The organism is Pantoea sp. OXWO6B1, assembly GCF_001641135.1.
Taxonomy (GTDB): domain Bacteria; phylum Pseudomonadota; class Gammaproteobacteria; order Enterobacterales; family Enterobacteriaceae; genus Pantoea; species Pantoea allii.
In genome coordinates this window covers 149,769-173,887 of record NZ_LWLR01000001.1, presented here as the reverse complement: position 1 = coordinate 173,887, position 24,119 = coordinate 149,769, and the positions used below count along the sequence as shown (strand labels likewise).

Annotated in this window: 21 protein-coding genes and 3 tRNA genes; 15 read left to right on the top strand and 9 right to left on the bottom strand. The window is 53.0% G+C overall.

Features of this window, described 5'->3' with window-relative positions; all coding sequences use genetic code 11:
• Window positions 1-21 precede the first annotated feature (21 nt).
• Window positions 22-1,467: a metalloprotease TldD gene (tldD, locus tag A6A26_RS03065; protein WP_063877430.1), complete on the top strand. Its 1,446-nt coding sequence runs from the start codon at window positions 22-24 to the stop codon at window positions 1,465-1,467.
• Window positions 1,468-1,499: 32 nt separating this feature from the next.
• Here the strand turns inward: tldD and aaeR are convergent, their stop codons facing one another.
• Window positions 1,500-2,417 (bottom strand): HTH-type transcriptional activator AaeR, encoded by a 918-nt coding sequence (aaeR, locus tag A6A26_RS03060; RefSeq protein WP_063877429.1) that lies wholly within the window; start codon window positions 2,415-2,417, stop codon window positions 1,500-1,502.
• A 230-nt stretch (window positions 2,418-2,647) separates the two neighbouring features.
• Here aaeR and aaeX point away from each other — a divergent pair, with 230 nt between their 5' ends.
• The 6 genes from aaeX (at window position 2,648) to A6A26_RS03030 (ending at window position 8,778) form a co-directional block, all read left to right on the top strand.
• The gene (gene aaeX, locus A6A26_RS03055; RefSeq protein WP_006120970.1) at window positions 2,648-2,851 is read left to right on the top strand and encodes a p-hydroxybenzoic acid efflux pump operon protein AaeX; all 204 of its coding nucleotides are present in this window, start codon (window positions 2,648-2,650) and stop codon (window positions 2,849-2,851) included.
• 7 nt (window positions 2,852-2,858) lie between these two features.
• Entirely contained in the window at window positions 2,859-3,791 is a 933-nt protein-coding gene (aaeA, locus tag A6A26_RS03050; protein WP_063881045.1) for a p-hydroxybenzoic acid efflux pump subunit AaeA, read from the top strand.
• Window positions 3,792-3,800: 9 nt separating this feature from the next.
• Entirely contained in the window at window positions 3,801-5,753 is a 1,953-nt protein-coding gene (gene aaeB, locus A6A26_RS03045) for a p-hydroxybenzoic acid efflux pump subunit AaeB (RefSeq protein ID WP_063877428.1), read from the top strand.
• 112 nt (window positions 5,754-5,865) lie between these two features.
• Window positions 5,866-7,320: an NAD-dependent succinate-semialdehyde dehydrogenase gene (locus tag A6A26_RS03040; protein ID WP_063877427.1), complete on the top strand. Its 1,455-nt coding sequence runs from the start codon at window positions 5,866-5,868 to the stop codon at window positions 7,318-7,320.
• Between the two features lie 55 nt (window positions 7,321-7,375).
• On the top strand, window positions 7,376-7,645 hold the full coding sequence (locus tag A6A26_RS03035; RefSeq protein WP_063877426.1) for a barstar family protein: 270 nt from the start codon (window positions 7,376-7,378) through the stop codon (window positions 7,643-7,645).
• Between the two features lie 188 nt (window positions 7,646-7,833).
• On the top strand, window positions 7,834-8,778 hold the full coding sequence (locus A6A26_RS03030; protein ID WP_063877425.1) for an Rpn family recombination-promoting nuclease/putative transposase: 945 nt from the start codon (window positions 7,834-7,836) through the stop codon (window positions 8,776-8,778).
• 245 nt (window positions 8,779-9,023) lie between these two features.
• Here A6A26_RS03030 and yhcN (A6A26_RS03025) read toward each other — a convergent pair whose 3' ends face one another.
• From yhcN (A6A26_RS03025) to argR, 4 genes are all read right to left on the bottom strand, one after another.
• The gene (gene yhcN / locus A6A26_RS03025; RefSeq protein ID WP_063877424.1) at window positions 9,024-9,287 is read right to left on the bottom strand and encodes a peroxide/acid stress response protein YhcN; all 264 of its coding nucleotides are present in this window, start codon (window positions 9,285-9,287) and stop codon (window positions 9,024-9,026) included.
• Between the two features lie 93 nt (window positions 9,288-9,380).
• Window positions 9,381-9,653, bottom strand: coding sequence for a YdgH/BhsA/McbA-like domain containing protein (locus A6A26_RS03020; protein WP_063877423.1), 273 nt, complete (start codon window positions 9,651-9,653; stop codon window positions 9,381-9,383).
• A gap of 75 nt (window positions 9,654-9,728) precedes the next feature.
• Window positions 9,729-9,992, bottom strand: a complete 264-nt coding sequence (gene yhcN / locus A6A26_RS03015) for a peroxide/acid stress response protein YhcN (protein ID WP_063877422.1) — start codon at window positions 9,990-9,992, stop codon at window positions 9,729-9,731.
• A 493-nt stretch (window positions 9,993-10,485) separates the two neighbouring features.
• Complete coding sequence (gene argR / locus A6A26_RS03010; RefSeq protein ID WP_013027416.1) at window positions 10,486-10,956, bottom strand: transcriptional regulator ArgR; 471 nt, start codon at window positions 10,954-10,956, stop codon at window positions 10,486-10,488.
• Between the two features lie 552 nt (window positions 10,957-11,508).
• Between argR and mdh the strand changes: the two genes are divergently transcribed.
• The gene (gene mdh / locus A6A26_RS03005) at window positions 11,509-12,447 is read left to right on the top strand and encodes a malate dehydrogenase (protein ID WP_063877421.1); all 939 of its coding nucleotides are present in this window, start codon (window positions 11,509-11,511) and stop codon (window positions 12,445-12,447) included.
• Window positions 12,448-12,497: 50 nt separating this feature from the next.
• Here the strand turns inward: mdh and mscM are convergent, their stop codons facing one another.
• From mscM to rsgA, 3 genes are all read right to left on the bottom strand, one after another.
• Window positions 12,498-15,833 (bottom strand): miniconductance mechanosensitive channel MscM, encoded by a 3,336-nt coding sequence (gene mscM / locus A6A26_RS03000; RefSeq protein ID WP_172823881.1) that lies wholly within the window; start codon window positions 15,831-15,833, stop codon window positions 12,498-12,500.
• A 5-nt stretch (window positions 15,834-15,838) separates the two neighbouring features.
• Window positions 15,839-16,735: an archaetidylserine decarboxylase gene (asd, locus tag A6A26_RS02995; RefSeq protein WP_063877420.1), complete on the bottom strand. Its 897-nt coding sequence runs from the start codon at window positions 16,733-16,735 to the stop codon at window positions 15,839-15,841.
• A gap of 92 nt (window positions 16,736-16,827) precedes the next feature.
• Window positions 16,828-17,877 (bottom strand): small ribosomal subunit biogenesis GTPase RsgA, encoded by a 1,050-nt coding sequence (gene rsgA / locus A6A26_RS02990; protein WP_063877419.1) that lies wholly within the window; start codon window positions 17,875-17,877, stop codon window positions 16,828-16,830.
• A gap of 100 nt (window positions 17,878-17,977) precedes the next feature.
• Here rsgA and orn point away from each other — a divergent pair, with 100 nt between their 5' ends.
• From orn to A6A26_RS02970, 4 genes are all read left to right on the top strand, one after another.
• Window positions 17,978-18,526: an oligoribonuclease gene (gene orn, locus A6A26_RS02985; protein ID WP_063881043.1), complete on the top strand. Its 549-nt coding sequence runs from the start codon at window positions 17,978-17,980 to the stop codon at window positions 18,524-18,526.
• Window positions 18,527-18,679: 153 nt separating this feature from the next.
• Window positions 18,680-18,755, top strand: a tRNA-Gly gene (locus tag A6A26_RS02980).
• 25 nt (window positions 18,756-18,780) lie between these two features.
• Window positions 18,781-18,856: transfer RNA gene (locus tag A6A26_RS02975), tRNA-Gly, on the top strand.
• A gap of 26 nt (window positions 18,857-18,882) precedes the next feature.
• Window positions 18,883-18,958 (top strand) — tRNA-Gly (locus A6A26_RS02970).
• Window positions 18,959-19,299: 341 nt separating this feature from the next.
• On the opposite strand, the gene queG is transcribed toward A6A26_RS02970, so the two are convergent.
• Window positions 19,300-20,439: a tRNA epoxyqueuosine(34) reductase QueG gene (gene queG / locus A6A26_RS02965; RefSeq protein ID WP_063877418.1), complete on the bottom strand. Its 1,140-nt coding sequence runs from the start codon at window positions 20,437-20,439 to the stop codon at window positions 19,300-19,302.
• Between queG and nnr the strand changes: the two genes are divergently transcribed.
• The 3 genes from nnr to amiB are packed head-to-tail and all read left to right on the top strand — an operon-like array spanning window position 20,438 to window position 24,104.
• Window positions 20,438-21,958, top strand: a complete 1,521-nt coding sequence (gene nnr / locus A6A26_RS02960) for a bifunctional ADP-dependent NAD(P)H-hydrate dehydratase/NAD(P)H-hydrate epimerase (protein WP_074180979.1) — start codon at window positions 20,438-20,440, stop codon at window positions 21,956-21,958. The genes queG and nnr overlap by 2 nt on opposite strands.
• Window positions 21,955-22,431: a tRNA (adenosine(37)-N6)-threonylcarbamoyltransferase complex ATPase subunit type 1 TsaE gene (gene tsaE / locus A6A26_RS02955; protein WP_063877417.1), complete on the top strand. Its 477-nt coding sequence runs from the start codon at window positions 21,955-21,957 to the stop codon at window positions 22,429-22,431. The genes nnr and tsaE overlap by 4 nt, the downstream gene beginning before the upstream one ends.
• Complete coding sequence (amiB, locus tag A6A26_RS02950; protein WP_063877416.1) at window positions 22,428-24,104, top strand: N-acetylmuramoyl-L-alanine amidase AmiB; 1,677 nt, start codon at window positions 22,428-22,430, stop codon at window positions 24,102-24,104. The genes tsaE and amiB overlap by 4 nt, the downstream gene beginning before the upstream one ends.
• Window positions 24,105-24,119 lie beyond the last annotated feature (15 nt).

Below are 24,119 nucleotides of genomic sequence, written 5' to 3'. Positions count from 1 at the left end.
GCACATATTAAGTGAGACACGATGACTCTGAATCTGGTAAGTGAGCAGTTGCTAACTGCTAACAACATTAATCAGCAGGACCTTTTTTCCCTGTTAGGGCAGCTTTCAGAACGTCGTCTGGACTATGCCGATCTTTACTTCCAGTCCAGCTTCCATGAATCCTGGGTTCTGGAAGATAAAATCATTAAAGACGGGTCCTATCATATCGATCAGGGCGTGGGCGTGCGTGCCGTCAGCGGTGAGAAAACGGGTTTTGCGTATGCCGACCAAATCACGCTGAATGCCTTACGCTTATCCTCCGAAGCGGCACGAAGCATCGTGCGTGAACAGGGCAACGGCAAGGCTCAGACGCTGTCTGCCGTGGTTAGCCGTTCTCTGTATGCGCCAGTCGATCCGCTCGGCAGCCTGAGCCGTGAGGACAAAATTGCGTTGCTACATCGTGTTGACCAGGTTGCACGTGCTGCCGATCCCCGCGTTCAGGAAGTGAATGCCAGCCTGACCGGCGTATATGAGCAGGTGCTGGTAGCCGCAACCGACGGTACTTTAGCTGCCGATGTGCGTCCGCTGGTTCGTCTGTCTATCAGTGTCCAGGTTGAAGACCAGGGCAAGCGTGAGCGCGGTTCAAGCGGCGGCGGCGCGCGTACCGGCTATGCATTTTTCCTGGCCGATGAGAATGGCGACGTGCGGGCCGATGCCTGGGCACGTGAGGCCGTACGCATGGCGCTGGTCAATCTGTCTGCTGTGGCTGCGCCGGCAGGCGCCTTGCCGGTTGTGCTGGGCGCAGGCTGGCCGGGCGTACTGTTGCACGAAGCCGTAGGTCACGGTCTGGAAGGTGACTTTAATCGCCGTGGCACGTCAGTGTTTAGCGGCAAGATGGGCCAACTGGTTGCCTCGGATCTGTGTACCGTGGTTGATGACGGGACCATTGAGGGATTACGTGGGTCGCTGGCTATCGACGATGAAGGCGTTCCTGGACAGTACAATGTGCTGATCGAAAATGGCGTATTGAAAGGCTATATGCAGGATAAGCTGAATGCACGACTGATGGGGGTAAATCCTACCGGTAACGGTCGTCGCGAATCCTATGCGCACCTGCCGATGCCGCGCATGACGAACACCTATATGCTGGCCGGTAAATCCACGCCACAGGATATTATCGAAAGCGTAGAGTACGGTTTGTATGCGCCTAACTTTGGCGGTGGTCAGGTCGATATCACCTCTGGTAAGTTTGTGTTCTCAACGTCAGAAGCCTATCTGATTGAGAAAGGCAAAGTGACTAAACCAGTGAAAGGAGCGACCTTGATCGGCTCCGGTATCGAAGCGATGCAGCAAATCTCTATGGTCGGTAACGATCTGGCGCTGGATAAAGGCGTTGGCGTGTGTGGTAAAGAGGGACAGAGCCTGCCGGTTGGCGTGGGCCAGCCGACGCTGAAGCTGGATAAGCTCACTATCGGTGGCACCGCCTGACAGAGACAGAAAACCCGCCAGCTGGCGGGTTTTTAGCTTTTACGGTGCTGTTTGTACTGCTCGGCAACCTGCTCAAAATAGTGGGTCAAATAGTCGATACAGACCTGTACTTTCAGCGGCAGTTTGTCTTTTTCGGTATAGAGCGCATAAACCGGCCGTGGATCGGATTGGTACTGCGGGAACAAAATATCAATCTCGCCCTTCTTGATTTCATCCGCCACCCACATCATCGGTACATAGGCGATGCCATTGCCGGCCTTAAGCCAGCGGATCAGCGTCTGAGAATCATTGGTAACGAAACGCCCCTGTGGCGACAGACGGGTGACGATGCCTTCGGGGGCAATCAGCTCAAAATTGTTATCAGGTCTGACGCTGTATTCCAGCCAGGCAAATTTCGCGATATCGCCAGGTTTTTCCGGCGTCCCGTGCTGCGTCAGATAGTGTTTAGCGGCACAGACCACCATCGGCATCGCCCCAAGTCGGCGCGAGAACAGGCTGGAATCCTTTAATGCTCCCACCCGGATCACCACGTCCAGCCCGTCCGCAATCAAATCTGGCGCGGGAATGCCGGTCACCAGGTTAACACTCAAACCGGGATAATCACGCAGCATATCGCTGGTCATACCGGCCAGCACGTTCTGCGCCATGGTGGAAGAGCTGCCAATACGTAATATACCGATCGGCGTGTTATTAAAGGCATACAGCTGTTCATGAACCTGGTTAGCCTCTGCCAGCATGCGGCGGCAGCCCTGATAATAGATTTTACCGGCCTCAGTAAGTCCGATGCTGCGTGTACTGCGGTTAAGTAACTTAACCTGGAGCGCATCCTCGAGTTTGGCGACGATCTGGCTGATCGATGACACGCTAAGATGAAGCTGCCGTGCGGCCGCGGTGAAAGAACCCAGTTCTACCACCTTCGCGAATATCGACATACCTTTAAGTCGTTCCATTGTTTACTCTGGCTAAAAAGTGATTTAGATCACATTCAGTAGAAAACGTATAGTTAAGCGCGTTACTATAAGCCTACCGGGGTATGACCTGGCGACGCTTCATTACCTGAAAACACCCGATGATACGCTATTATTAAGCCAGCCGTAGTTCAGATGTGGCTTATGGCGCACTGGCGTTTGCGTCCTTCAGGCGGTGAATTATCCCGGCCGTATCGAACTAAGGATTTTTAATGAGTGTACTTCCGGTATTTGTCATGTTTGGGCTCTCTTTTCCGCCCATTTTCATCGAACTCATTGTTTCACTCATGCTGTTCTGGTTGGTGAAACGCGTGCTGACGCCCAGCGGTATCTACGATCTTGTCTGGCACCCGGCACTCTTCAATACAGCCCTTTACTGCTGTGTATTTTATCTGGTATCCCGTTTATTTGTTTGAGGTTTACGTGAACACGCTTATAAGAAAAATCGCGCGTTACGCCATCACCCTTTTGCTGGTCATCATCGCTGTCATTATCATATTCCGTGCCTGGGTGTTCTACACCGAATCGCCCTGGACGCGCGATGCACGATTTGCGGCCGATGTCGTCGCGATTTCACCTGATGTCACCGGGTTGATTACCGAGGTCCCCGTTCGCGACAACCAACTGGTAAAAAAAGGCGACACGCTGTTTGTGGTCGATCGCCCACGCTATCAAAAAGCCTTAGATGAAGCACAGGCCGACGTGGAATATTACCAGGCGCTGGTTAATGAAAAACGCCGAGAGGCCGGACGTCGAAACCGACTCGGCACGTCTGCGATGTCACGTGAAGCAATTGAGCAATCCAACAACGATTTGCAAACCAGCGAACACCAACTGGCAAAATCTATTGCTACCCGCGATCTGGCGAAGATCGACCTGGAGCGCACCACCATCAAGGCCCCTGCAGATGGATGGGTAACTAACCTGAATGTCTACCAGGGCGAATTTATTACGCGTGGCTCAGTTGCCGTCGCGCTGGTTCAGCAGCGCTCATTTTACGTGCTGGCCTATCTGGAAGAGACCAAACTGCACGGCGTACAACCCGGCTTCCGGGCTGAAATTACCCCGCTGGGCAGCAACGTGACGTTGCGCGGTACGGTTGACAGCATCGCGGCAGGCGTGACCAACAGCAGTAGCAGCGTTGACAGTAAAGGAATGGCAACGGTGCAGTCGAATCTGGAGTGGGTGCGCCTGGCGCAGCGCGTGCCGGTACGCATCCGTCTCGATCAGGAGCCGGGCAATCTTTATCCCGCAGGGACGACGGCCACCGTGGTCATCACCGGAGCACACGATCGTCAGCATACTGAGACCTCGCCCATCATGTCCTTCCTTAACCGTCTGCGTGAGTTTGGTTAAGAGGGCGATATGATTGAGTTCCTGCGTTTCCCGATAAAGCTGACTTTTGCGCTGGTTGCCGCGCTGATGATCGGCTTTCATCTTAACCTTGAAACCCCCCGCTGGGCGGTCATGACTGCGGGGATTGTGGCGGGCGGAACGGCGTTTGCGGCAGGCGGCGATCCCTATTCGGGGGCATTACGCTATCGCGGTATTCTTCGTATCATCGGGACGTTTATCGGTTGTATCGCCGCGCTGGTCATCATGATTGCGACCGTACGCGCGCCGGTCGTTATGCTGCTGCTATGTTGTATCTGGGCGGGTTTGTGCGTATGGCTGTCTTCACTGATTAAGGTAGAGAATTCCTATGCGCTCGGGCTGGCAGGCTACACCGCATTAATCATTGTCGTCACGGCAAATGCCAATAGTGGACTGACGCTGGTCCCGCAATATGCCGTGGAACGCTGTAGCGAAATCATATTGGGGATTCTGTGCGCCATTCTGGCCGATATGATTTTCTCGCCACGTTCGATTAAGAAAGTGATTGATGCCGAAGTCGAGTCGCTGCTGGTGGCGCATTACAGGTTGCTACAACTGTGTGTCGCGCATGAGGACAAAGAAGAAGTCGATAAAGCCTGGGGGGCGTTGGTGCGGCGTACCACGGCGCTCAGTAGCATGCGCAGTCAGTTAATGATGGAGTCTTCGCGCTGGCAGAATACCAGCCGCCGGCTGCAAATGCTGAATACTCTGTCATTAACGCTGATTACTCAGGCCGCCGAAACGTTCTTAATCCAAAACTCACGGCCTGACTACATTCCTACGCAGTATCGCGTGCTGACCGGAAAAGAAGCCGCCACGGCAGAAGCTGTACACAAGCGTATGAAAACGCTGCGACGGTTAATCGCCGCCGGCAGTAAAACGGCACCGGAGACGCTGGAAAGCTGGGTTGAGGCCGCAACGGAATATCAGCTGCTGATTAACGGCATCAAAAGCAATGGCCGTATTACCGACCTGGAAGAGCGTATTCTTCAGCGCGAGGTGGTAATCCAGGCGCGTTCTGCGGAAACCCATCATGCGATGATTAACGGTATTCGCACCTTCGTGGCCACCGCCCTGGGTTCGTTGTTCTGGCTGTATACCGGCTGGACCTCAGGAAGCGGCTGCATGGTCATGCTGGGTGTGATTACGGCACTGGCGATGCGGATGCCCAATCCGCTGATGATGGCCAAAGACTTTGTTTACGGTATGACGGTGGCTGTGCCGCTGGGTGCGCTCTATTTTATGTATATTTTGCCCAATACCCAACAAAGCGCCACGCTGCTGTGCATTGCCATTGGCCTGTTAGGGTTTATTTCAGGCATGTTAATTCAGCGCCGACAGATCGGAACACTCGGTGCCATGGTCGGCACAATTAACGTCCTGGTGCTGGATAATCCGATGCAGTTCAACTTCACGGTGTTCATCGACAGTGCACTGGGACAGTGGATAGGCAGCTTTGTTGCGCTGATGGTCATCCTGTTAATTCGGGATAAATCCAAAGCGCGCACGGGACGTAAACTGCTTAACCGCTTCATGTATGCGGCGGTTTCGGCGATGACGACAAACCAGGCTCGCCGCCGTGAAAATCATCTTCCGGCGCTCTATCAGCAGCTCTTTTTGCTGCTTAACCTGTTCCCTGGGGATATTGATAAATATCGCATTGCGCTGACCTTAATTATTGGTCATCAACGCCTGCGCGCTGCAGATGTGCCGGTTAACGCCGATTTATCCGCCTATCACCGCCAGTTACGGCACACTGCCGATCGGGTTATCTCGGTGCGCAGTGATGAAAAGCGACGTTATTATTTTGAACGGTTACTCAAAGAGTTGGATGTCTATCAGCATAAGCTGGCGCACTATGACGCGCCGGACAGCGTGACCGAGCCGGTGAAGCGGCTGGCTGAGATGCTGACAAAATATCAAAACACGCTCGTCCAAATCTGAATTATGGCTGCCACAGGTGCTGGCGGCCATGATGCTGCCCCCTGTTACCTGACCTGTCATTTTTGCCATCTATACTTTCCTGACAGAAGACAAAACTGACAGGAGTAACCCAATGCATTCTCCACTGCAAGACAGCGAACTGTTCCAGACGGGCTATCTGGTAAACGGTCAGTGGCTGCAAACGGCTTCCACCTTTGACGTGACCAACCCTGCCACCGGTGAGCGCGTGGCTCAGGTAGCCAAAGCGGGTAAAACCGAAACGGAAGCAGCGATTAAGGCGGCACAAGAGGCCTTTCCGGCATGGCGTGCACAGACCGCGAAGGCGCGTTCAGAACTGCTTTACCGCTGGTACAGGTTGATCATTGAAAATAAACGCTGGCTGGCTGAGCTGATGACAACGGAGCAAGGTAAGCCGCTCAAGGAAGCAGAGGGCGAAGTGGAATACGCCGCGAGCTTTATTCAATGGTTTGCCGAGCAGGCTAAACGCGCCAATGGTGAAATCATCCCGCCCGCCAAAGCGGGGTCGCGTATTCTGGCAACCCGTGAGCCGGTCGGCGTAGTCGCCGCTATCACGCCATGGAATTTCCCGATGGCGATGCTGACACGTAAGTTAGGCCCCGCGCTGGCAGCAGGATGCACAGGCATTATTAAACCTGCGAATAACACGCCGCTTTCCGCATTTGCCTTACTGGCGCTGGCAAAAAAAGCCGGTATCCCTGATGGCGTGCTTAATGGGGTGGCTGGCGACACACATGCCATTAGCGATGCCATTATGGCCAGCAAAGCCGTCCGGAAAATTTCCTTTACCGGTTCAACGGCGGTAGGGAAAACGCTCATGCGTAACGCTGCAGAGACGATGAAAAAAGTCTCGATGGAGCTGGGCGGCAACGCACCCTATATCGTGTTTGAGGATGCGGATATTGATGCGGCCGTGCAGGGCGCCATTGCTAACAAATTCCGTAATGCCGGTCAGGTTTGCGTCAGCGTTAACCGTTTTTTCATCCACAGTGCGGTCTACGAACGTTTTACCACTCAGCTTGCAGCAGAAGTGGACAAGCTCAAGGTCGGAAACGGGATGGAGGACGGCGTGATTGTCGGTCCGTTGATTGAAACCTCAGCACTGGAAAAAGTTGAAGAGCATGTCAAGGATGCGGTGGCTCAGGGCGGCAAGGTGCTGGCTGGCGGTAAGCGACATGCGTTGGGAGGAAACTTCTGGCAACCCACCGTCATCGGCGATGCACATGAAGGGATGAAGCTGGCCCAGGAAGAAACGTTTGGCCCAGTGGCAGCCTGCTTCCGCTTTGATGATGAAGAAGAGGTGATCCGTCGCGCCAACCAGACTGAATATGGCCTGGCGGCCTATTTTTATACGCAAAACCTGCAGCGTGTATTCCGGGTATCTTCGGCGCTGGAGAGCGGAATGATTGGCATTAATGAATGTGCTGTCTCGACAGAGCTGGCACCCTTTGGCGGCGTGAAAGAATCGGGCCTGGGACGTGAAGGATCGGTGCTGGGGATGGATGAGTACCTGGAGGTCAAAGCGCTGCACCTCGGCGGTTTAAGCTAGATGAATATCCGGGCGGCCTCAGGTCGCCCAGAGCCGGATAACGGGAGTCGTCAGTATGAGAGTCGAGCGTTTTGATTTTAATGAGATTGTCGATCAGGCCCATTTCTTACGCCAGTTCTGCGATCGCTTCGCCCTGAAAGCGCGGTTTATCTGCGATCTCGATGGGCTCTGGGACGTCATTGTCAGCCAGGGGCTACCCATGCCGTTAAAAATTGAATTTGTGAATCTTGGCCAGGGGCAAAAACGCCGCTATGGCGCTTTAATTCTGTTGTTCGACGAGGCTGAAGAAGAGCTGGAAGGACGGCTCCAGTTTAACGTCGTATAACCTATCGCTCGATAGCATGTCACCACGTTAAGACATCCTCAGCGTTCGGTGGGTTAACCGGTCGCCGGAAGCGTGCAGCTACGGCAGAAAATCGACATTTCTCGACAGCCCTCGCAACCTCTTGTTTGGTTTCTCTTCAAATTTTTTGAGCGTGATAACCTGCGCCCGTTATGGTCTGGTCAGGTTAAATGAAAAGAAAAAAAAGCTCACTCACGCCCCACGATGCGACATTCCGGCAGTTTCTGTCTCAGCCCGCCATCGCGCGTGATTTTATGGAACTGCATCTTCCAGCAGAGTTTCTCGCTATTTGCGATCTGAGCACGCTGAAGCTGGAGTCAGGATCTTTTGTTGAAGAGGATCTACGTCAGTATTTTAGTGATGTGCTTTACAGCTTAAAAACCACGCGCCGCGATGAGGGATATATCCATGTGCTGATTGAACATCAGTCTTCTCCGGACAGGCATATGGCATTCAGGATGATGCGCTATGCAATAGCGGCCATGCAGCGCCACCTTGATGCGGGATATAAAACGATCCCACTCGTGATACCGGTTTTATTCTACAGTGGTAAACGTAGTCCTTACCCTTTCAGTACCCGATGGCTGGACGAATTCACAACGCCTGCGCTCGCCGCTAAGCTGTACGGTAGCGCCTTTCCGCTGGTGGATGTTACCGTCATACCGGATGATGATATTGTCGGTCATCGCAGCATGGCCGCGCTGACATTACTGCAGAAGCATATCCATCAACGCGATCTGGCTGAGCTGATTGATAAACTGGCCCCTGTTTTACTCACCGGATATCTTTCTTCATCACAGGTTATATCGTTGGTACACTATATCGTGCAGGCGGGTGAAGCGTCTGATGCCGACGCTTTTTTACGTAATTTGGCACAGCGAGTGCCGCAACACGGGGACGCACTAATGACCATTGCCCAGCAACTTGAGCAGAAAGGTCTCGAGAAAGGTATTCAGCTCGGTGAACAGCGTGGTCTTGAGAAAGGCCGCAGTGAGGGTGAACGTGCCGCCGCACTTAAAATCGCTCACACCATGCTGAAAAGTGGACTCGATCGCAGCACCGTTATCACAATGACAGGGCTGTCCGACGAGGATCTGACACAGCTTTCTCACTAACGTTTCTCTCTGTTAGCCGCTGGCGTGTTGATCGTATCGGCGGTCATGAACGGCTTTCCGCCACCGCTTCGCGATATCTGCCTACTGACATCCCTGAACACCGCGATAACCCCCTTTTATGCTGCCAGAACGGCTTCGGGTCCCCGGCATGGATCGTGACAAATGCCGGACTTTCTCTGTTTGACGGACATAAAAAAAGCCCCGGCGAGCGGGGCTAAAGGGTTCGTCATACTTAAGACGAGGAACTATTTATACAGCTGCGCGGTGATGTGATAGCTGTCACCGGTGTTCGCTTCGATAATTTTATAAGCGCTGGCACCTTGTTCATCTGCCTTCTGAGACAGCTGTGAACGGTAGTCGACAGGGGCACCTGCAACGCCACTGATGCTTACGGTTCCCACAGGTTGCAAGTTCTGCGTTTGGTCTGCTGTCACGAGTTGCGCTGCGGAAGCGCCAAAAGTCATTACGGAGAGCAGGCTAACAGTTGCGATGGTTGCTTTGATTTTCATGATTTTTCCTCATTTATATCAACAACCTGCGGAATGAATAACATAGAGCGGGTCGTCGATCTTGTCAGGGGCGGCCGCCTGGCCGCGGATAGCTTATTTGTACAGTTCAGCGGTGACGTGGAAGGTATCGTCACGGTTGTTCTCAATGACGCGGTAGTGGCCTGCACCTTGTGCATCGGCTTTCTGCGACAGTACCTGGCGAATATTGGTCTGGTCGCCGTTGATACCACTCACGCTAATTGTTTGATTCAGCGGCTGCAGGTTCATATCCTGCGCCTGTTGATTCGTTACCATGCTGGCGGCGTTAGCACCAAAAGAGAGCAGTGAAGCCAGGCTCAGCGCGGCAATCGTTAATTGGGTTTTCATGATTCATTCTCCGGTAATAATGTTTAACCAGCGAACGCGTGGATAGAAGCTGGTTACCTGTCAGTACCAACGATTTTATTTGTACAGCTCAGCGGTCGCGTGATAGTTGCCATCGTTGTAGGCCTCAATAACACGGAAGGCTTTTGCACCTTGCTGATCGGCTTTATCGCTCAGTTGCTGTCTGATATCGGATGGCGCACCGGCCACACCACTGACACTGACTGTGCCGACAGATTGCAGATTCTGTGCTTGCGAAGCAGAGATATAATCTGCTGCTGAAGCGCCGAATGACAGGGCAGATAAAATGCTTAAGGCAGCGATGGTAGTTTTAATTTTCATAAAAGATGTCCTCGTCGTGGTTGTTCTTCTTTTTTATTAGTGTGATTCACATCACGAAAGTAAGTATAGGACTAATAACGGCAGAAATTAATACCTGCCTAATAATGTTTTGTTGACTCAATTTAACCTTATGGGATTTTTTTATAACCAAAAGTTATTAAAATTGGTGAAAAACCTATCTCAGGCAGGTAATTACGCATAAAAACAGTAAGATGCGTGACTTTAACTTTTAGTGCGAAAAATCATGGTCGATCTGGCTGCTTAACTATTTTGGTCTGGGTGATAGCGCCACTATTTGAATGTAAAGCAGTGTAAAATAGCGCGTAATGGTAAGTAGCATAAAAGGTATGACCAATATTTCTTGTTCTGAAAGCATTACGGCTTAATGTTAAATTATTGAAAAATAATGTATTTGGCGAGCGATGGTCTGGAGAAGGGATGATAGAGAAAGGGCAGGGTAAACCGGCAGTGTGCTGCCGGTCAGGCGTAACGACTACAACTCTTGTTCAAACAGCACAAGGATCGCGTCGTGAAGTTGTTTGACGGTAAAGGCGCGGGCTGGGGTAATAAAGATAGTGTCATCACCAGCAATGGTGCCAAGGATACCTTCGGACTTACCCAGAGAATCCAGCAGGCGAGCAATCAACTGTGCGGCACCAGGACTGGTATGGATCACCACCAGCGCGTCATTGTAGTCAATGTCCAGAACCAGATTCTTCAGAGGGCTGGTCGTGGTAGGCACCCCGAGTTCGGCGGGTAAACAGTACACCATTTCCATTTTGGCATTGCGGGTGCGCACCGCGCCAAACTTTGTCAGCATCCGAGAAACTTTTGACTGGTTGATGTTCTCAAAGCCGTCTTCCTGCAGCGCCTGAACAATTTCGCCCTGAGAACTGAATTTTTCTTCTTTTAATAAAGCTTTGAAGGCTTTGATCAGATCGTCTTGTTTCGATGGGTTTCGCATAAGTTACCAGTAAACGTAAGAAAAACCGCGGTTCGGGCCGCAGTAAAGTCATTATTATGCATATAAATGAATTTTTATGCAATCGGTTGTTAATTGTACGAAGCGGTATCCATCGCGGGCGGCGATAATAGCAAAGAATTTACTCAGACCAAAACCCAGCTCACAGCCTGAAAAGGCAAAGGTTGCAAAGGTGTTATATTATTGATGAGGTAAGAAAATAAAAATGTACACTGCCGTTCTCTGTCTGCCGACGTCAAGATTGTCGGTCTCAGGTTATATCGATCACACTCTGGAGGGTTACCGGGTGGAAAGGCTGCATTTGTGAATGTCACTTACCCAAGGTAATGCTGACGGGACGAACAGGTCTGCCATCTGACTGCAATCCGGCGTGAGGAAGATAGTGAGATGATTACGTGCGTTTTTAATCCGGAGATTAAGTGCGTAAGCACGTAAAATAGTCGCGGATGCGCGTCATCGCCTGAGCAGTTGATTTAGGTCTGACACAGATGGAATTTCTGCTTTTCTCTGCCCCATCTTAATAAGGAGTTATGAATGAAAGTTGCCGTACTCGGTGCCGCTGGTGGCATAGGCCAGGCGCTAGCACTTCTACTCAAAACCCAGCTTCCCGCAGGTTCAGAACTTTCTCTCTACGATATTGCTCCCGTTACACCGGGCGTTGCGGTCGATCTTAGCCACATTCCTACCGCGGTTAAGGTCAAGGGTTTCAGTGGAGAAGATGCCACCCCCGCTTTAAAAGGTGCTGATGTCGTGCTTATCTCCGCCGGGGTTGCACGCAAACCCGGTATGGATCGCGCCGATTTGTTTAACGTCAATGCTGGCATTGTGCGTAATCTCATTGAGCAGGTTGCCACTACGGCACCTAAAGCGTTGATTGGGGTGATCACCAACCCTGTTAACACCACAGTGGCGATTGCGGCTGAGGTGTTGAAGAAACACGGTGTTTATGACAAGAATCGTCTGTTTGGCGTAACGACGCTGGACATTATTCGCGCCAATACCTTTGTGGCTGAACTCAAAGGTAAAAAACCTGGCGAAGTAGAAGTCCCGGTGATCGGTGGGCACTCTGGTGTCACTATTCTGCCGTTACTGTCTCAGGTTCCTGGCGTCACCTTCAGCGAGCAGGAAGTCGCAGATCTCACCAAACGTATCCAGAATGCCGGTACAGAAGTGGTGGAAGCGAAGGCCGGCGGGGGTTCTGCAACGTTATCCATGGGGCAGGCCGCCGCACGTTTTGGTCTGTCACTGGTCCGTGCTTTAAACGGCGAAGCGAATGTTGTGGAGTGTGCCTACGTTGAAGGCGAGGGTGAGCATGCCCGTTTCTTCTCGCAACCGCTGCTGTTGGGTAAGAACGGTATCGCGGAGCATAAAGCTGTCGGTGCGCTGAGTCCGTTTGAGCAGCAGGCGCTGGAAAGCATGTTGGAAACCCTGAAAAAAGATATCGCCCAGGGCGAAGCGTTTGTGAAGCAATAATATCACCGCCCAAACAGGAAAACGCCCGGTCTGACCGGGCGTTTTTTATTTTACAGTCCGCCTGATTTGAAGGTCCGTGTTGTTGGCGCCCCCGTCCCGGCAGCGCTTTTTCTGCTTAACGTTTCGACACGCATCTGGAACGGTGGGAACGGCATTTCAATGCCATTTTCGGCAAAGCCATGCAGGATAAGCTGATGTAATTCATGGCGAAGCGGCATGCGATGGCCCATCTCGGCCGCATGCACACGCAGTTCAAACAACTGTATGCCCTGTTGCAAATCCACCAGGAAGACTTCCGGCGGTGGTGTATCCAGGACATAGCTGCAACGGTCAGCCGCCAGTTTCAGCAAGGTAGTCACCTCCTCGCTACTTACCTGCGCGGGCGCAGGGATGGTCAGCACCACGCGGGTGACGGAGTCTGACAGCGACCAGTTAACGAACTGTTCTGTGATAAAGGCCTTATTGGGCACAATAATCTCTTTGCGATCCCAGTCGGTAATTGTGGTGGCGCGGGTGTTAATGCGCGTAATACTGCCGGTCAGATCGCGAATAGTGACGGTATCGCCGATACGAATGGGTTTTTCAAACAGGATAATCAGACCGGAGATAAAATTCGCAAAAATCTCCTGCAGGCCAAATCCCAGGCCAACGCCCAGGCCGGTCACCAGCCATTGTAGCTTCGACCATTCAATCCCAATCAATGAGAAGCCCAGCAAGCCACCAATCAGCAACAACAGATATTTAGTCAGTGTGGTGATGGCATAACCTGTGCCTGGCGACAAATCAAGATGCTGCAACAGCGCCAGCTCAAGCAGGGCGGGCATATTACGCACCAACTGCGTAGTAATCACGAACACCAGAATGGCGATCAGGACGGCACCCAACGTAATAGGTTGAATGCTCTCCACGCCCTGTACGGAGGTGTTCACATCCCATAAGCGGATATTCTCAAGGAAACCAAACGCAGAATGGATTTCTGACCACAGGACAATAAATGAGACCAGTGCAATCAGCGTCAGAATCGAACGCACCAGACGCAGTGACTGGGCGCTGATTGCATCTAAATCGATCACGGGCTCTTCAATTTCAATGACGTCAGTGTTTTGCGCCTGATCTTTTTCTTCTTCATTACGTGCGCGGTTGGCCAGCATGTCGGCCCGACGCTGACGTGCGCGATCGAAACCCAACCTGCGTCGTTGAATCAGCATCCAGCGACGGATGATATGGTAAATAACCAGCAGGAAAAACCAGATTGCCACGGAGGTTTCCAGACGCGCCAGCAGCGCCTGAGCCGTTTCAAGATAGCCAATCATTGAGGCCAGCGCCGCCAGCAACGGAATGGCGATCATGATATTCCACAGCAGGCGGTTAATCATATTTTCGCCGTTACCTTCTTTATCAAGGTAAAGCGGAATACCCGCTCGCTTCAGGCTCACCGTGACAATACTCAGGGCACCGCAGATTAAAATAAAACACAGCCGGCCAAGCGTTGCTGAAAACAGGCGATCGTCAAGGTTGTCAAAAGTTATCAGCAGCATGATCAAGGGCACGATCAGGCCAATACTCAATGAGTAGTAGCGCATCGCGCGTGCCACGCGCACCTGCGGCCAGCGGAAGTGCACGATAAACAGGCCGTTAGAACGGGCAAACTGGGCGCTGACCATGAATATCCACAGCAGAGGCAGGGTAGCTGTGATGCCATCGCCAATGGCCACAGCGACAGGATAGGGCCAGGCATTTTGCAGGCCGTATCCCAGGGTTGCCCAAAGCACGGGAAGCGGAAGCGCCACCAGAATCGACCAGAACACGGTTCGGATGGTCAGGCGGAAGCGATCCTGAGTGACCTTGCCGACCTTGCTGGCTGAGCGCTCAAGAAAAGCATTGAAGTGACGACGTGTGCTAAGGCTAAAACCGACCAGCAGCACTGCACCCAGAATGGGTAAGACGGTGCTGCGGCTGGTAAACATCATCGCCAGGGCTTTGCCAAGCTGCCCCAGCGTATCCAGGGTCAGCAAATGGGACAGGCCTTTCGCCACGTCCAGAGGATAGCTTAATGAAATGGGGCTAACATCAGCCGTCCAGAACAGATAGCGATGCGTGGCATCTTTAACTTCGGTTAACGCATCCTGAAGCTGAGTATTGGCAACCTTGAGTTTGGTGATTTCCAGAATCAGCGTATCGCAGCCAGAAATCAGGGAATTCAGCAGTTCTCGTTGCGTTTTTAACTGTGCATCCAGAATACGCTTTTGGTCACTGGTAAAAGGTTGCCCGTCTGCCTGATGGGCTTTACGCAGTGCGTTCTGACGTTCAAGCAGATCTTCATAATGCAGGCGCTGGACGCGCAGCTGTGCCATTTCATTGTCGATCTGCTGCGACTTCGGCATATCAGGTAAACGCGCAACCTGCGCGCGAAGCGCATCACCAAGTAAGTTAGAGGCGCCCAGCCATTGAGACTGCTCCCGTAACGTCGACAGCGCCTGACGTACCTGGATAATTTGATTCGTCGCGAGGCGCTGTTGCGACGCGACCAGATCCATGCGCTGCGCCTGCTGGTTCAGCGCACCAGATAAATCGCGGTTAACACGAAACTGCTCGCTAATCGCGGGCGGTAAATCGCCGCTGTTTTCCGCCAGCTGTTCCGTCCGTGCCAGCGCGGTTTCCGCCTCGCGCTGACGTTGCTCGTTCAACTGATTACGCAAAGCCTGCAGATAATTATCGAGCTGGGTCACTTTGCGCTGATGCACTTCGGCGCGCATGCGAGCCAGCTCCTGACGATTATTTGCTGACAGCTGCGCCAGCTCATACTCATCCACTTTGGCTTTGTTCGCGGCATTTTCTGCCTGGCGTGCCATTAGCTGGGCCTGACCGGCCGGTGTGGCAGCGCTGCCCGCGCTTTGTAAGCGCCGCTCACTCTCGGTTAACGCACGGCGCGCTTCTGTTTGCTGCTGCGGCAGCTGCGACAAGGAGTCACTAATCTCCCTGGCGCGATCCTGCTCCTGCTGCGCCTGGCGTCCTTCTTCGATCAACTGACTACTGATTTGCAGGATCTCTTGTTCCAGCTCCGCGCTGCTCATGGTGCTGCGCACGCTCTTAGCGTTGTCGTTAAGCGTGGCGATCTGCTGCCTCAGCTCACGGGCAAGGCGCGGGAAATCATCAATAACCTGCTGGTACTGTTGCGCGCGTTCGATAGCATCATCGCGTTCAGAAAGCGAGGCCAGAGCGGCTTCCAGCGACTGGATTTGCTCGGTTTGCGCGGCGGAATTTTTCGCTGCTTTGACCTCCTCCAACTGCTGTTTGAGTTGGCTGGCATCAGGCAGAGTGGCGGCTAGCGTGGCGGTGCTGAGCCAGAGGCTCAGCAGCAGACAAAAGATCGAACGCACGAACATAGGTTCTACTCGACAGCGTCAGGCGCGGTAGTCGTCAGTGGAAGGGCGATCGCCATAGGCTGGCCCAACCGAACTTTAGTTTCGGCCTCAAGGCTTTCTGCCAGTTTGATCCTGCCAGGCGCAAACAGATTGATAACGGTTGAACCCAGTTTGAAGCGGCCCATTTCCTGACCTTTAAGTAATACGACGGCACCGTCATGATCGGCTGCCGGGTAATGCCAGCGTTTGATAATCCCTTCGCGTGGCGGCGTCACTGTGCCCGCCCAAACCGTTTCAATGCTGCCGACAATGGTGGCACCCACCAGAATTTGCACCATAGGTCCCATATCGGTCTCAAAGTAACAAATTACGCGCTCGTTACGGGCAAAGAGATTAGGGATATTGCGTGCGGTCAGTGGATTAACGGAGTAAAGATCGCCGGGCACGTAGATCATTTCCCGCAGGATACCGTTACATGGCATGTGTACGCGGTGATAATCGCGCGGTGCCAGATAGGTGGTGGCGAATGCGCCATCATGAAACTGGGCGGCCATTTGCTCATTACCGGCCAGCAGGGCATCAATCGTGTAATAGTGGCCTTTCGCCTGGAAAATCTGGTCGCCTTCAATACGTCCGAGCTGGCTTATTGCGCCATCAGCAGGCAGGACGATCAGGCTGGCATCGGTATCGATCGGGCGTGCATCGTCTTTCAACGGGCGCACAAAAAAATCGTTAAAGGTGCGGTAACTGGCTGTATCAGGTTTACGCGCTTCCGCCATATCGACGTTGTAGTACCAGACAAAACCATCAATGACCAGTTTTGTCAGCCAGCCGCCGCGACGGCTTGCTCCCCAACCTGCAAGTTCAGTCAGCCATTTTTTTGGGAGAATGTGATTCAAGCCGAGTTTAAAACGATCAAACACCCTAGCCTCCTGGCTATCTTTCATAACATTGACAAAAAGGGAGCGGATTGTAACAGCGCCCCAGTCAGATGGCGAATACGTCGTTACGGGCCTTAATCTTCACTCTCAGCGAAGTTTTTCCGGCTTTTCATTTGTGCCATGCTTTCCAGAATACGGTGGTAGTTATAGAAGCGGGATTGATCGATTTTTCCGTTTTCAACGGCTTCACGAATCGCACAGCCCGGATCGGTGTCATGTTTGCAGTCACGAAACTTACAATCACCTAAGAATGCACGGAATTCGACAAATCCACGCGTGATTTGTTCCGGCTCAAGATGCCACAAACCAAACTCACGTACGCCGGGAGAATCAATAACGTCCCCGCCTTCTGGAAAATGATAAAGCCGGGATGCGGTGGTCGTGTGTTGACCCAGCCCGGATACGTCAGAAACGTCGTTAGTCAGAATGGCCGTCTCTTTCTGTTGGTCGAAGCCGAGCAGGGCATTCAGCAGACTGGATTTGCCTACGCCAGACTGACCCGCAAAGATGCTTATCCGGTCAGTCAACGCATTCTGCAGCGCATTCAGGCCATCTTTGGCATGGCTGGAAACCATCAAGACGCGATAACCAATCTTGCGGTAAATCTCCATCTGCTCATCAACCAATGCACGCGCGTTGTCATCCAGCAGATCGATTTTGTTCAACACCAGCAGGGGCTCAATATCCAGCGTTTCGCTGGCCACCAGGTAGCGATCGATAATGTTCAATGACAGCTCTGGCAGAATGGCTGACACGATAATAATTTGATCGATGTTCGCGGCAATGGGTTTCACGCCGTCATAGAAGTCGGGACGCGTCAGAACGCTGGTACGCTCATGCACAGCCTCAACAATACCTTTGCCGCCGTTTAACGCGGGACGCCACACCACGCGATCGCCTGTGACCAGTGAGCGGATCGTGCGGCGAATATTACAACGGTGCGTCAGGCCTGCACTGTCCTCGACATCGGCATGCATGCCAAATCGGCTGACCACCACGCCTTCTGCGTCCTGACCGAACATATTATCGTCCGCTTCCGGGCGCATTTTGCGCTGGTTTAAACGGCGATCGTGGTTAGCGCTGACGCGACGTTGTTGACCTTTCGACAGTTTATTTTTACTCACTCACCCTCACTGGTTTAGCTGGATTTCGCCCTGGGGGGCAAAACGTCTATGATACACCTTATTCACGATGAATGACGACTCAGCAACCACAGGTAACAGCATGGCAACTGGAAACGAAAATAATCTAATTTGGATTGACCTTGAAATGACCGGACTCGATCCGGAACGCGATCGCATTATTGAGATTGCCACTATCGTTACCGACGCCGACCTTAACATTCTGGCAGAAGGTCCGGTCATGGCGGTTCATCAGTCAGATGCGCAGCTGGGCTTGATGGACGAATGGAACGTCCGTACACATACTCATAGCGGTTTAGTGGAACGTGTGAAGGCCAGCAAGATTGACGATCGCGCAGCAGAAAAGGCGACCATCGAATTCCTGCAGCAGTGGGTGCCAGCCAATACGTCCCCGATTTGCGGCAACAGCATTGGGCAGGATCGCCGTTTCCTGTTTAAGTACATGCCGGAGCTGGAAGCCTATTTCCATTACCGTTATCTGGATGTCAGCACGCTGAAAGAACTGGCTCGTCGCTGGAAGCCAGACATTCTTCCGGGTTTCAAAAAGAGCGGATCGCACCAGGCTTTAGATGATATTCGCGAGTCTGTTGCCGAGCTGGCGTACTACCGCCAACACTTTTTGCAGCTTTAAACCGCAAAGGGTGCGCAGGAAATCGCCAGGTTGCTGCAATTATCAGCAAACGCATCAAAAGCGCAAAATTTTGCTGTAAGCATCTTGCAGCAGCAGCGATTTCTCGTATAATGCGCACCCCGTACCGGTGAAGAATTTATTACGGTACAAGGCGCGGGAATAGCTCAGTTGGTAGAGCACGACCTTGCCAAGGTCGGGGTCGCGAGTTCGAGTCTCGTTTCCCGCTCCAAATTATGTTTAGCAGTACCCTCTATGCGGGAATAGCTCAGTTGGTAGAGCACGACCTTGCCAAGGTCGGGGTCGCGAGTTCGAGTCTCGTTTCCCGCTCCAAAATGTGTTTAGTAGTGCCCTTCTATGCGGGAATAGCTCAGTTGGTAGAGCACGACCTTGCCAAGGTCGGGGTCGCGAGTTCGAGTCTCGTTTCCCGCTCCAGTTTTTTTGTCACTTACTTCGTCTCAGTGTTACAGGCTGAATGAAGATCTTCAGCACGACAATCAGAGTTATCCACAGCAGGCAGGTTACTGTCCACGCCACTTTTGCCATTCCGTAAAACTTTTTTAAACAGAGTTATCCACAGCTTTATGGATTAAGCCAGACGCTAGCCTTATTTGCAAAATATCACAAATTTTATTTAACTTTATGATATATAAAGAATTAATAATATTTCATTATGTTATTTGATTCTGTCACTTGTGTTATTACGATTGAATGACAAGGTATTTTTATTTTTATTCACAGGATGTGGAAATCTATAGCTTGCGAACGTTGCGCAATCAAGCATCACGGGGTAATCCCTTCTCAACAGCCCTGACCAGCCTTTTCTGCTGCGCGGGTTGAACGTCAATCTCATCGCGTTTCCGCTTAACCTGTTGTTGAGTAATAGCCCATTGAATATGCTCATCCAGCAAATCACTTTCACCTCGTCGCTGTTCAAGTACGGTGAGGATCTCAGTGCTCCAGGGCGCATTGCCCAGCGCCACCGCAATATTGCGTGACCAGCGCTGATAGCCGATACGGCGGATGGGAGAGCCTTCAGTAATCCGCAGGAATTTGGCTTCATCCCACTGAAACAGCGCCGTTAGCTCTGGCGCATGCAGTGCTTCACGAGGTGAAAAATCCTCTTCATCTGTCAACTGTCCATAACGGTTCCAGGGACAGATGAGCTGGCAGTCATCACAACCATAAATCCGATTCCCCATTAGTGGTCGCAACGCTTCGGGGATGGCACCTTCAAGCTCAATCGTCAGATAGGAGATGCAGCGTCGGGCGTCGACCGTATAGGGCGCGACAATGGCCCCTGTCGGGCAAATGGTCATGCAGGCCACGCAGCGTCCACACTGTTCTTCCTGAGGTGTGTCGACGGGAAGGGGCAGGTCAATCAGCAGTTCACCCAGGAAAAACCATGAGCCCGCTTCCCGGTTCAGAATGAGCGAGTGCTTGCCAGTCCAGCCTAATCCCGCCTTCACCGCCAGAGGGCGTTCAAGCAGGGGGGCAGAATCAACAAACGGCCGAAAATGGCTTTCGCCGCAGTGGGCCTGAATCATTTCTCCAAGCTTTTTCAGTCGATTGCGCAATACTTTGTGGTAATCACGGCCCAGCGCATAGCGGCTGACATAACCTAACCGGGGATTTTTCAGTGTGCTGGCGAAAGCGGCTTTGGCAGGCAGATAGTTCATACGAACGCTGATAACCCGAAGCGTACCGGGTAGCAGTTCATGCGGACGGGCACGCATCATTCCGTGGCGTGCCATCCATTCCATCTCGCCATGGTACTGCTTGTCCAGCCAGGCCTGCAGGCGCGGCTCTTCAGCGCTGAGATCGGTGTCGGCGATGCCGACCTGCTGAAAGCCCAGATCGCGTCCCCACTGTTTAATGTGTTGAGCGAGTTGATCAAGATCGAGAGGGTATGACATGACTAACCAGAATTCGAAGAGAAACGCCGACAGTTTACCACACTCTGTCTGGCCTGCGCAGGCACTGGCGCAACTTGAGCGTGAGGGGGCAGATGCACTCGGCATCACCTTGTATGAACTGATGTTACGTGCGGGCCAGGCGGTCTATGAGCATATTCGTGCGCACTGGCCGGATGCAGAGCACTGGCTGGTTTTGTGTGGACCCGGCAATAACGGGGGCGACGGTTACGTCGTTGCGAGGCTGGCACAGGCCGCAGGCAAACAGGTAACGCTGCTGGCCTGTGAAGGCAGCAAATCCTTGCCCGAAGAAGCAGAAACCGCCAGAAGCAGCTGGCTTGAAGCGGGCGGTGAGATCCATGCGCCTCATGCGGTCTGGCCCGAAAAGGTCGATATTATCGTCGATGCGTTACTGGGGACGGGAATCAGCCGTGCGCCTGGCGACCCTTTTTCCACTCTGATAGACCAGGCAAACGTGCATGCCGCGCCGGTGATGGCGGTGGACATTCCTTCCGGCCTGTCTGCAGCAACGGGAAATACGCCGGGAAGCGTCATGAATGCCACGCACACGTTAAGCGTTATTGCGCTGAAACCCGGGCAACTTACCGGCAAAGCCCGTGACTGTATTGGATCGCTTTACCTTGCCGACCTGGGATTACAGGGTTTTCTGGCGGCACAGCAGCCGCCCATGGCCCGCTACGATGCGCGTTTCCTGTCTCACTGGCTGACACCGCGTAAGGCGACATCCCATAAAGGCGATCAGGGCCGTTTGCTGGTGATTGGCGGCGACAGCGGGACGGCAGGTGCTATTCGGATGTCGGCAGAAGCCGCACTGCGCACGGGAAGTGGATTAGTGCGAGTACTTACTCACAAAGATAATATTCTCCCCATCCTGACTGCGCGCCCTGAGATCATGGTGGATGCGTTAACCGATGCGCGACTGGATGAAGCACTCGCGTGGGCTGACGTTATCGCAATTGGGCCGGGGCTGGGACAGCGGGAATGGGGCAAAAAGGCACTCGAAAAGGTTAAAAGCACTGAAAAGCCCATGCTTTGGGATGCAGATGCACTTAACTTGCTGGCAATAAGCGCGGAGAAACGTCAGAATCGCATTATAACGCCGCATCCTGGTGAGGCTGCTCGCTTACTGGGCGTCAAAACCAGCGAAATTGAAAGTGACCGCTTACAAGCTGCTCGGGATCTGGCGAAACGCTATGGTGGTGTGGCTGTCTTAAAAGGTGCGGGCACGATTATCGCCAGTGAAAGCGGGCAAATGGCTTTTGCCGATGTGGGTAATGCCGGGATGGCATCGGGTGGTATGGGTGATGTGCTCACCGGTATTATTGCCTCGTTAATGGGACAAAAATTGGCGCTGTTTGATGCTGCCTGTGCAGGTTGCGTTGTTCACGGTGCTGCCGCTGATACGTTGGCTGAGCAGCGGGGCACGCGCGGCATGCTGGCATCAGACTTATTTGATCTGCTGTGGCAGTTTGTTAATCCAGAGATGAATCAAGAAGCATGAAGAGCTGTGTTATACCTTTGCCCAATGAGGCGGCAACACTCGAACTGGGTGCTCAACTGGCGCATGCCTGCGGCAATGCGGCGGTGATCTATCTTTATGGCGACCTCGGCGCGGGGAAGACCACATTCAGCCGCGGTTTCTTGCAGGCATCCGGTCACGCGGGCAATGTGAAAAGCCCGACCTATACCCTGGTTGAGCCTTATGCTCTGGAGGGGCGTTCCGTCTATCATTTCGATCTCTATCGCCTTGCCGATCCAGAAGAGCTGGAATTCATGGGCATTCGTGACTACTTCACGAATGACGCTATTTGTCTGGTCGAATGGCCTCAGCAGGGCGCAGGCATTTTGCCACCGCCGGATGTCGCGCTGACGCTGCGTTACGTCAATGAGGCACGTGAAGCCGAGCTGGTAGCGCATTCCGCGCCGGGGCAGCGCTGGGTTGAACAGATTGAACAAGGCAGGGCGCAGGCATGATGTCATGGATGAAAATGCTTGTACTGGCAGGATTGCTACTTATCGCCAGGCCTCTGTTTGCGGCGAATCTGTCTGATATTCAGGTATCAAACGGTGGAAATCAGGCCACGGTGACGCTGAGTTTTTCCGGTCAGCCGATTTACGCCTATTTTCCGTTGCACAATCCCGATCGCGTGGTGCTGGATATTCGTCAAAGCGGTGTCATTAAAGGCTTACCGCTGACGTTTAGTGGCGATAACATCGTTAAGCGCATTCGTACCAGTACCCCGAAAGATAAACAAAGCATACGGTTGGTCTTTGAGCTGACTCAGTCGGGAAAAACCCGTGCCGTCACGCAACGTAATGGTAATAACTACAGCGTGGTTTTCACCATTCAGGGCAAACGTCCTGCCGTCACACGCAGTGCGCCTGTAGTCACGACGGAAGCACAGCCATCGCGTGCGCGGGAAACCGCCGCCAGCAATCCATTTAACGCTAATCCGGTGACCACGGTAACCAACACTAACAGCACCGCCCGTCCGGGTGGTGTGGCCAACCGGGATGATACGGTGATCGTGGCGATTGATGCCGGTCACGGCGGTCAGGACCCTGGGGCGATAGGTCAGCATGGGCTTAAAGAGAAAAACGTCACCATCGCCATCGCGCGCAAACTGAAAGTGCTGTTAAACGACGACCCGATGTTTAAAGGCGTTTTAACCCGTGATGGCGACTACTTTATCTCCGTGATGGGCCGCTCGGATGTTGCGCGTAAAGCAAATGCTAACGTACTGGTGTCGATTCACGCCGATGCGGCACCGAGTCATGCAGCAACGGGAGCCTCGGTCTGGGTATTATCCAACCGTCGTGCGAACAGTGAAATGGCCAACTGGCTGGAACAGAAAGAGAAACAGTCTGAGCTCTTAGGTGGAGCCGGTGATTTGCTGGCGAACAGCCAGGCCGATCCTTACCTCAGCCAGGCCGTACTGGATTTGCAGTTTGGTCACTCGCAGCGCGTCGGCTACGACATCGCCACAAAGGTCATACAGCAACTGCGTGGCGTGACGTCCTTACACAAGCGTTTACCTGAGCATGCCAGCCTTGGCGTGCTACGTTCGCCGGATATTCCTTCGCTTCTGGTGGAAACCGGTTTTATCAGTAATGCCTCGGAGGAGCGACTGCTCGGCAGTAGCGCACACCAGGATAAGATTGCTCAGTCGATATATAAAGGACTGCGCGCTTATTTCCTGGCGCACCCGCTACAATCGGTCCCAAAGGAGGAAAACCGGCCGCTGGATACGCCGCCAGCGGTCAGCGTAGCCAGTAATCCGGCGACCGGCGAGACGCAGTATACGGGGGCTATTCAGCGTCATACCGTGACGCGCGGCGAAACGCTCTCAGGGATTGCAGCGAAATATGGCGTCAGCATGGCCACCTTGCGGCAAATGAATACCCTGAAGCGGGATGTGGTCTGGGTCGGTCAGCGGTTGAAAGTGCCTGCCAGTGCCGTGGCAAGTCGCACTGCGCCCGCTTCGCCAGTGGCGCGCCGTCCGGTGCGGCACAAAGTGGTGCGCGGTGACTCGCTGAGCAGTATCGCCGCCCATTATGGCGTCAGCCCAAAATCGATTCTCCAGGCGAATAACCTGAAATCCACCAACGTGATGTTGGGTCAGAATCTGAAAATCCCTGCATCCTGATTGTTAGCCCGGCCT

Coding starts and splice junctions, on each gene's coding strand:
- tldD (WP_063877430.1), top strand. CDS start 22: ATGACTCTGAATCTGGTAAGTGAGCAGTTGCTAACTGCTAACAACATT.
- aaeR (WP_063877429.1), bottom strand. CDS start 2,417: ATGGAACGACTTAAAGGTATGTCGATATTCGCGAAGGTGGTAGAACTG.
- aaeX (WP_006120970.1), top strand. CDS start 2,648: ATGAGTGTACTTCCGGTATTTGTCATGTTTGGGCTCTCTTTTCCGCCC.
- aaeB (WP_063877428.1), top strand. CDS start 3,801: ATGATTGAGTTCCTGCGTTTCCCGATAAAGCTGACTTTTGCGCTGGTT.
- A6A26_RS03040 (WP_063877427.1), top strand. CDS start 5,866: ATGCATTCTCCACTGCAAGACAGCGAACTGTTCCAGACGGGCTATCTG.
- A6A26_RS03035 (WP_063877426.1), top strand. CDS start 7,376: ATGAGAGTCGAGCGTTTTGATTTTAATGAGATTGTCGATCAGGCCCAT.
- A6A26_RS03030 (WP_063877425.1), top strand. CDS start 7,834: ATGAAAAGAAAAAAAAGCTCACTCACGCCCCACGATGCGACATTCCGG.
- yhcN (WP_063877424.1), bottom strand. CDS start 9,287: ATGAAAATCAAAGCAACCATCGCAACTGTTAGCCTGCTCTCCGTAATG.
- A6A26_RS03020 (WP_063877423.1), bottom strand. CDS start 9,653: ATGAAAACCCAATTAACGATTGCCGCGCTGAGCCTGGCTTCACTGCTC.
- yhcN (WP_063877422.1), bottom strand. CDS start 9,992: ATGAAAATTAAAACTACCATCGCTGCCTTAAGCATTTTATCTGCCCTG.
- argR (WP_013027416.1), bottom strand. CDS start 10,956: ATGCGAAACCCATCGAAACAAGACGATCTGATCAAAGCCTTCAAAGCT.
- mdh (WP_063877421.1), top strand. CDS start 11,509: ATGAAAGTTGCCGTACTCGGTGCCGCTGGTGGCATAGGCCAGGCGCTA.
- mscM (WP_172823881.1), bottom strand. CDS start 15,833: ATGTTCGTGCGTTCGATCTTTTGTCTGCTGCTGAGCCTCTGGCTCAGC.
- orn (WP_063881043.1), top strand. CDS start 17,978: ATGGCAACTGGAAACGAAAATAATCTAATTTGGATTGACCTTGAAATG.
- nnr (WP_074180979.1), top strand. CDS start 20,438: ATGACTAACCAGAATTCGAAGAGAAACGCCGACAGTTTACCACACTCT.
- queG (WP_063877418.1), bottom strand. CDS start 20,439: ATGTCATACCCTCTCGATCTTGATCAACTCGCTCAACACATTAAACAG.
- tsaE (WP_063877417.1), top strand. CDS start 21,955: ATGAAGAGCTGTGTTATACCTTTGCCCAATGAGGCGGCAACACTCGAA.
- amiB (WP_063877416.1), top strand. CDS start 22,428: ATGATGTCATGGATGAAAATGCTTGTACTGGCAGGATTGCTACTTATC.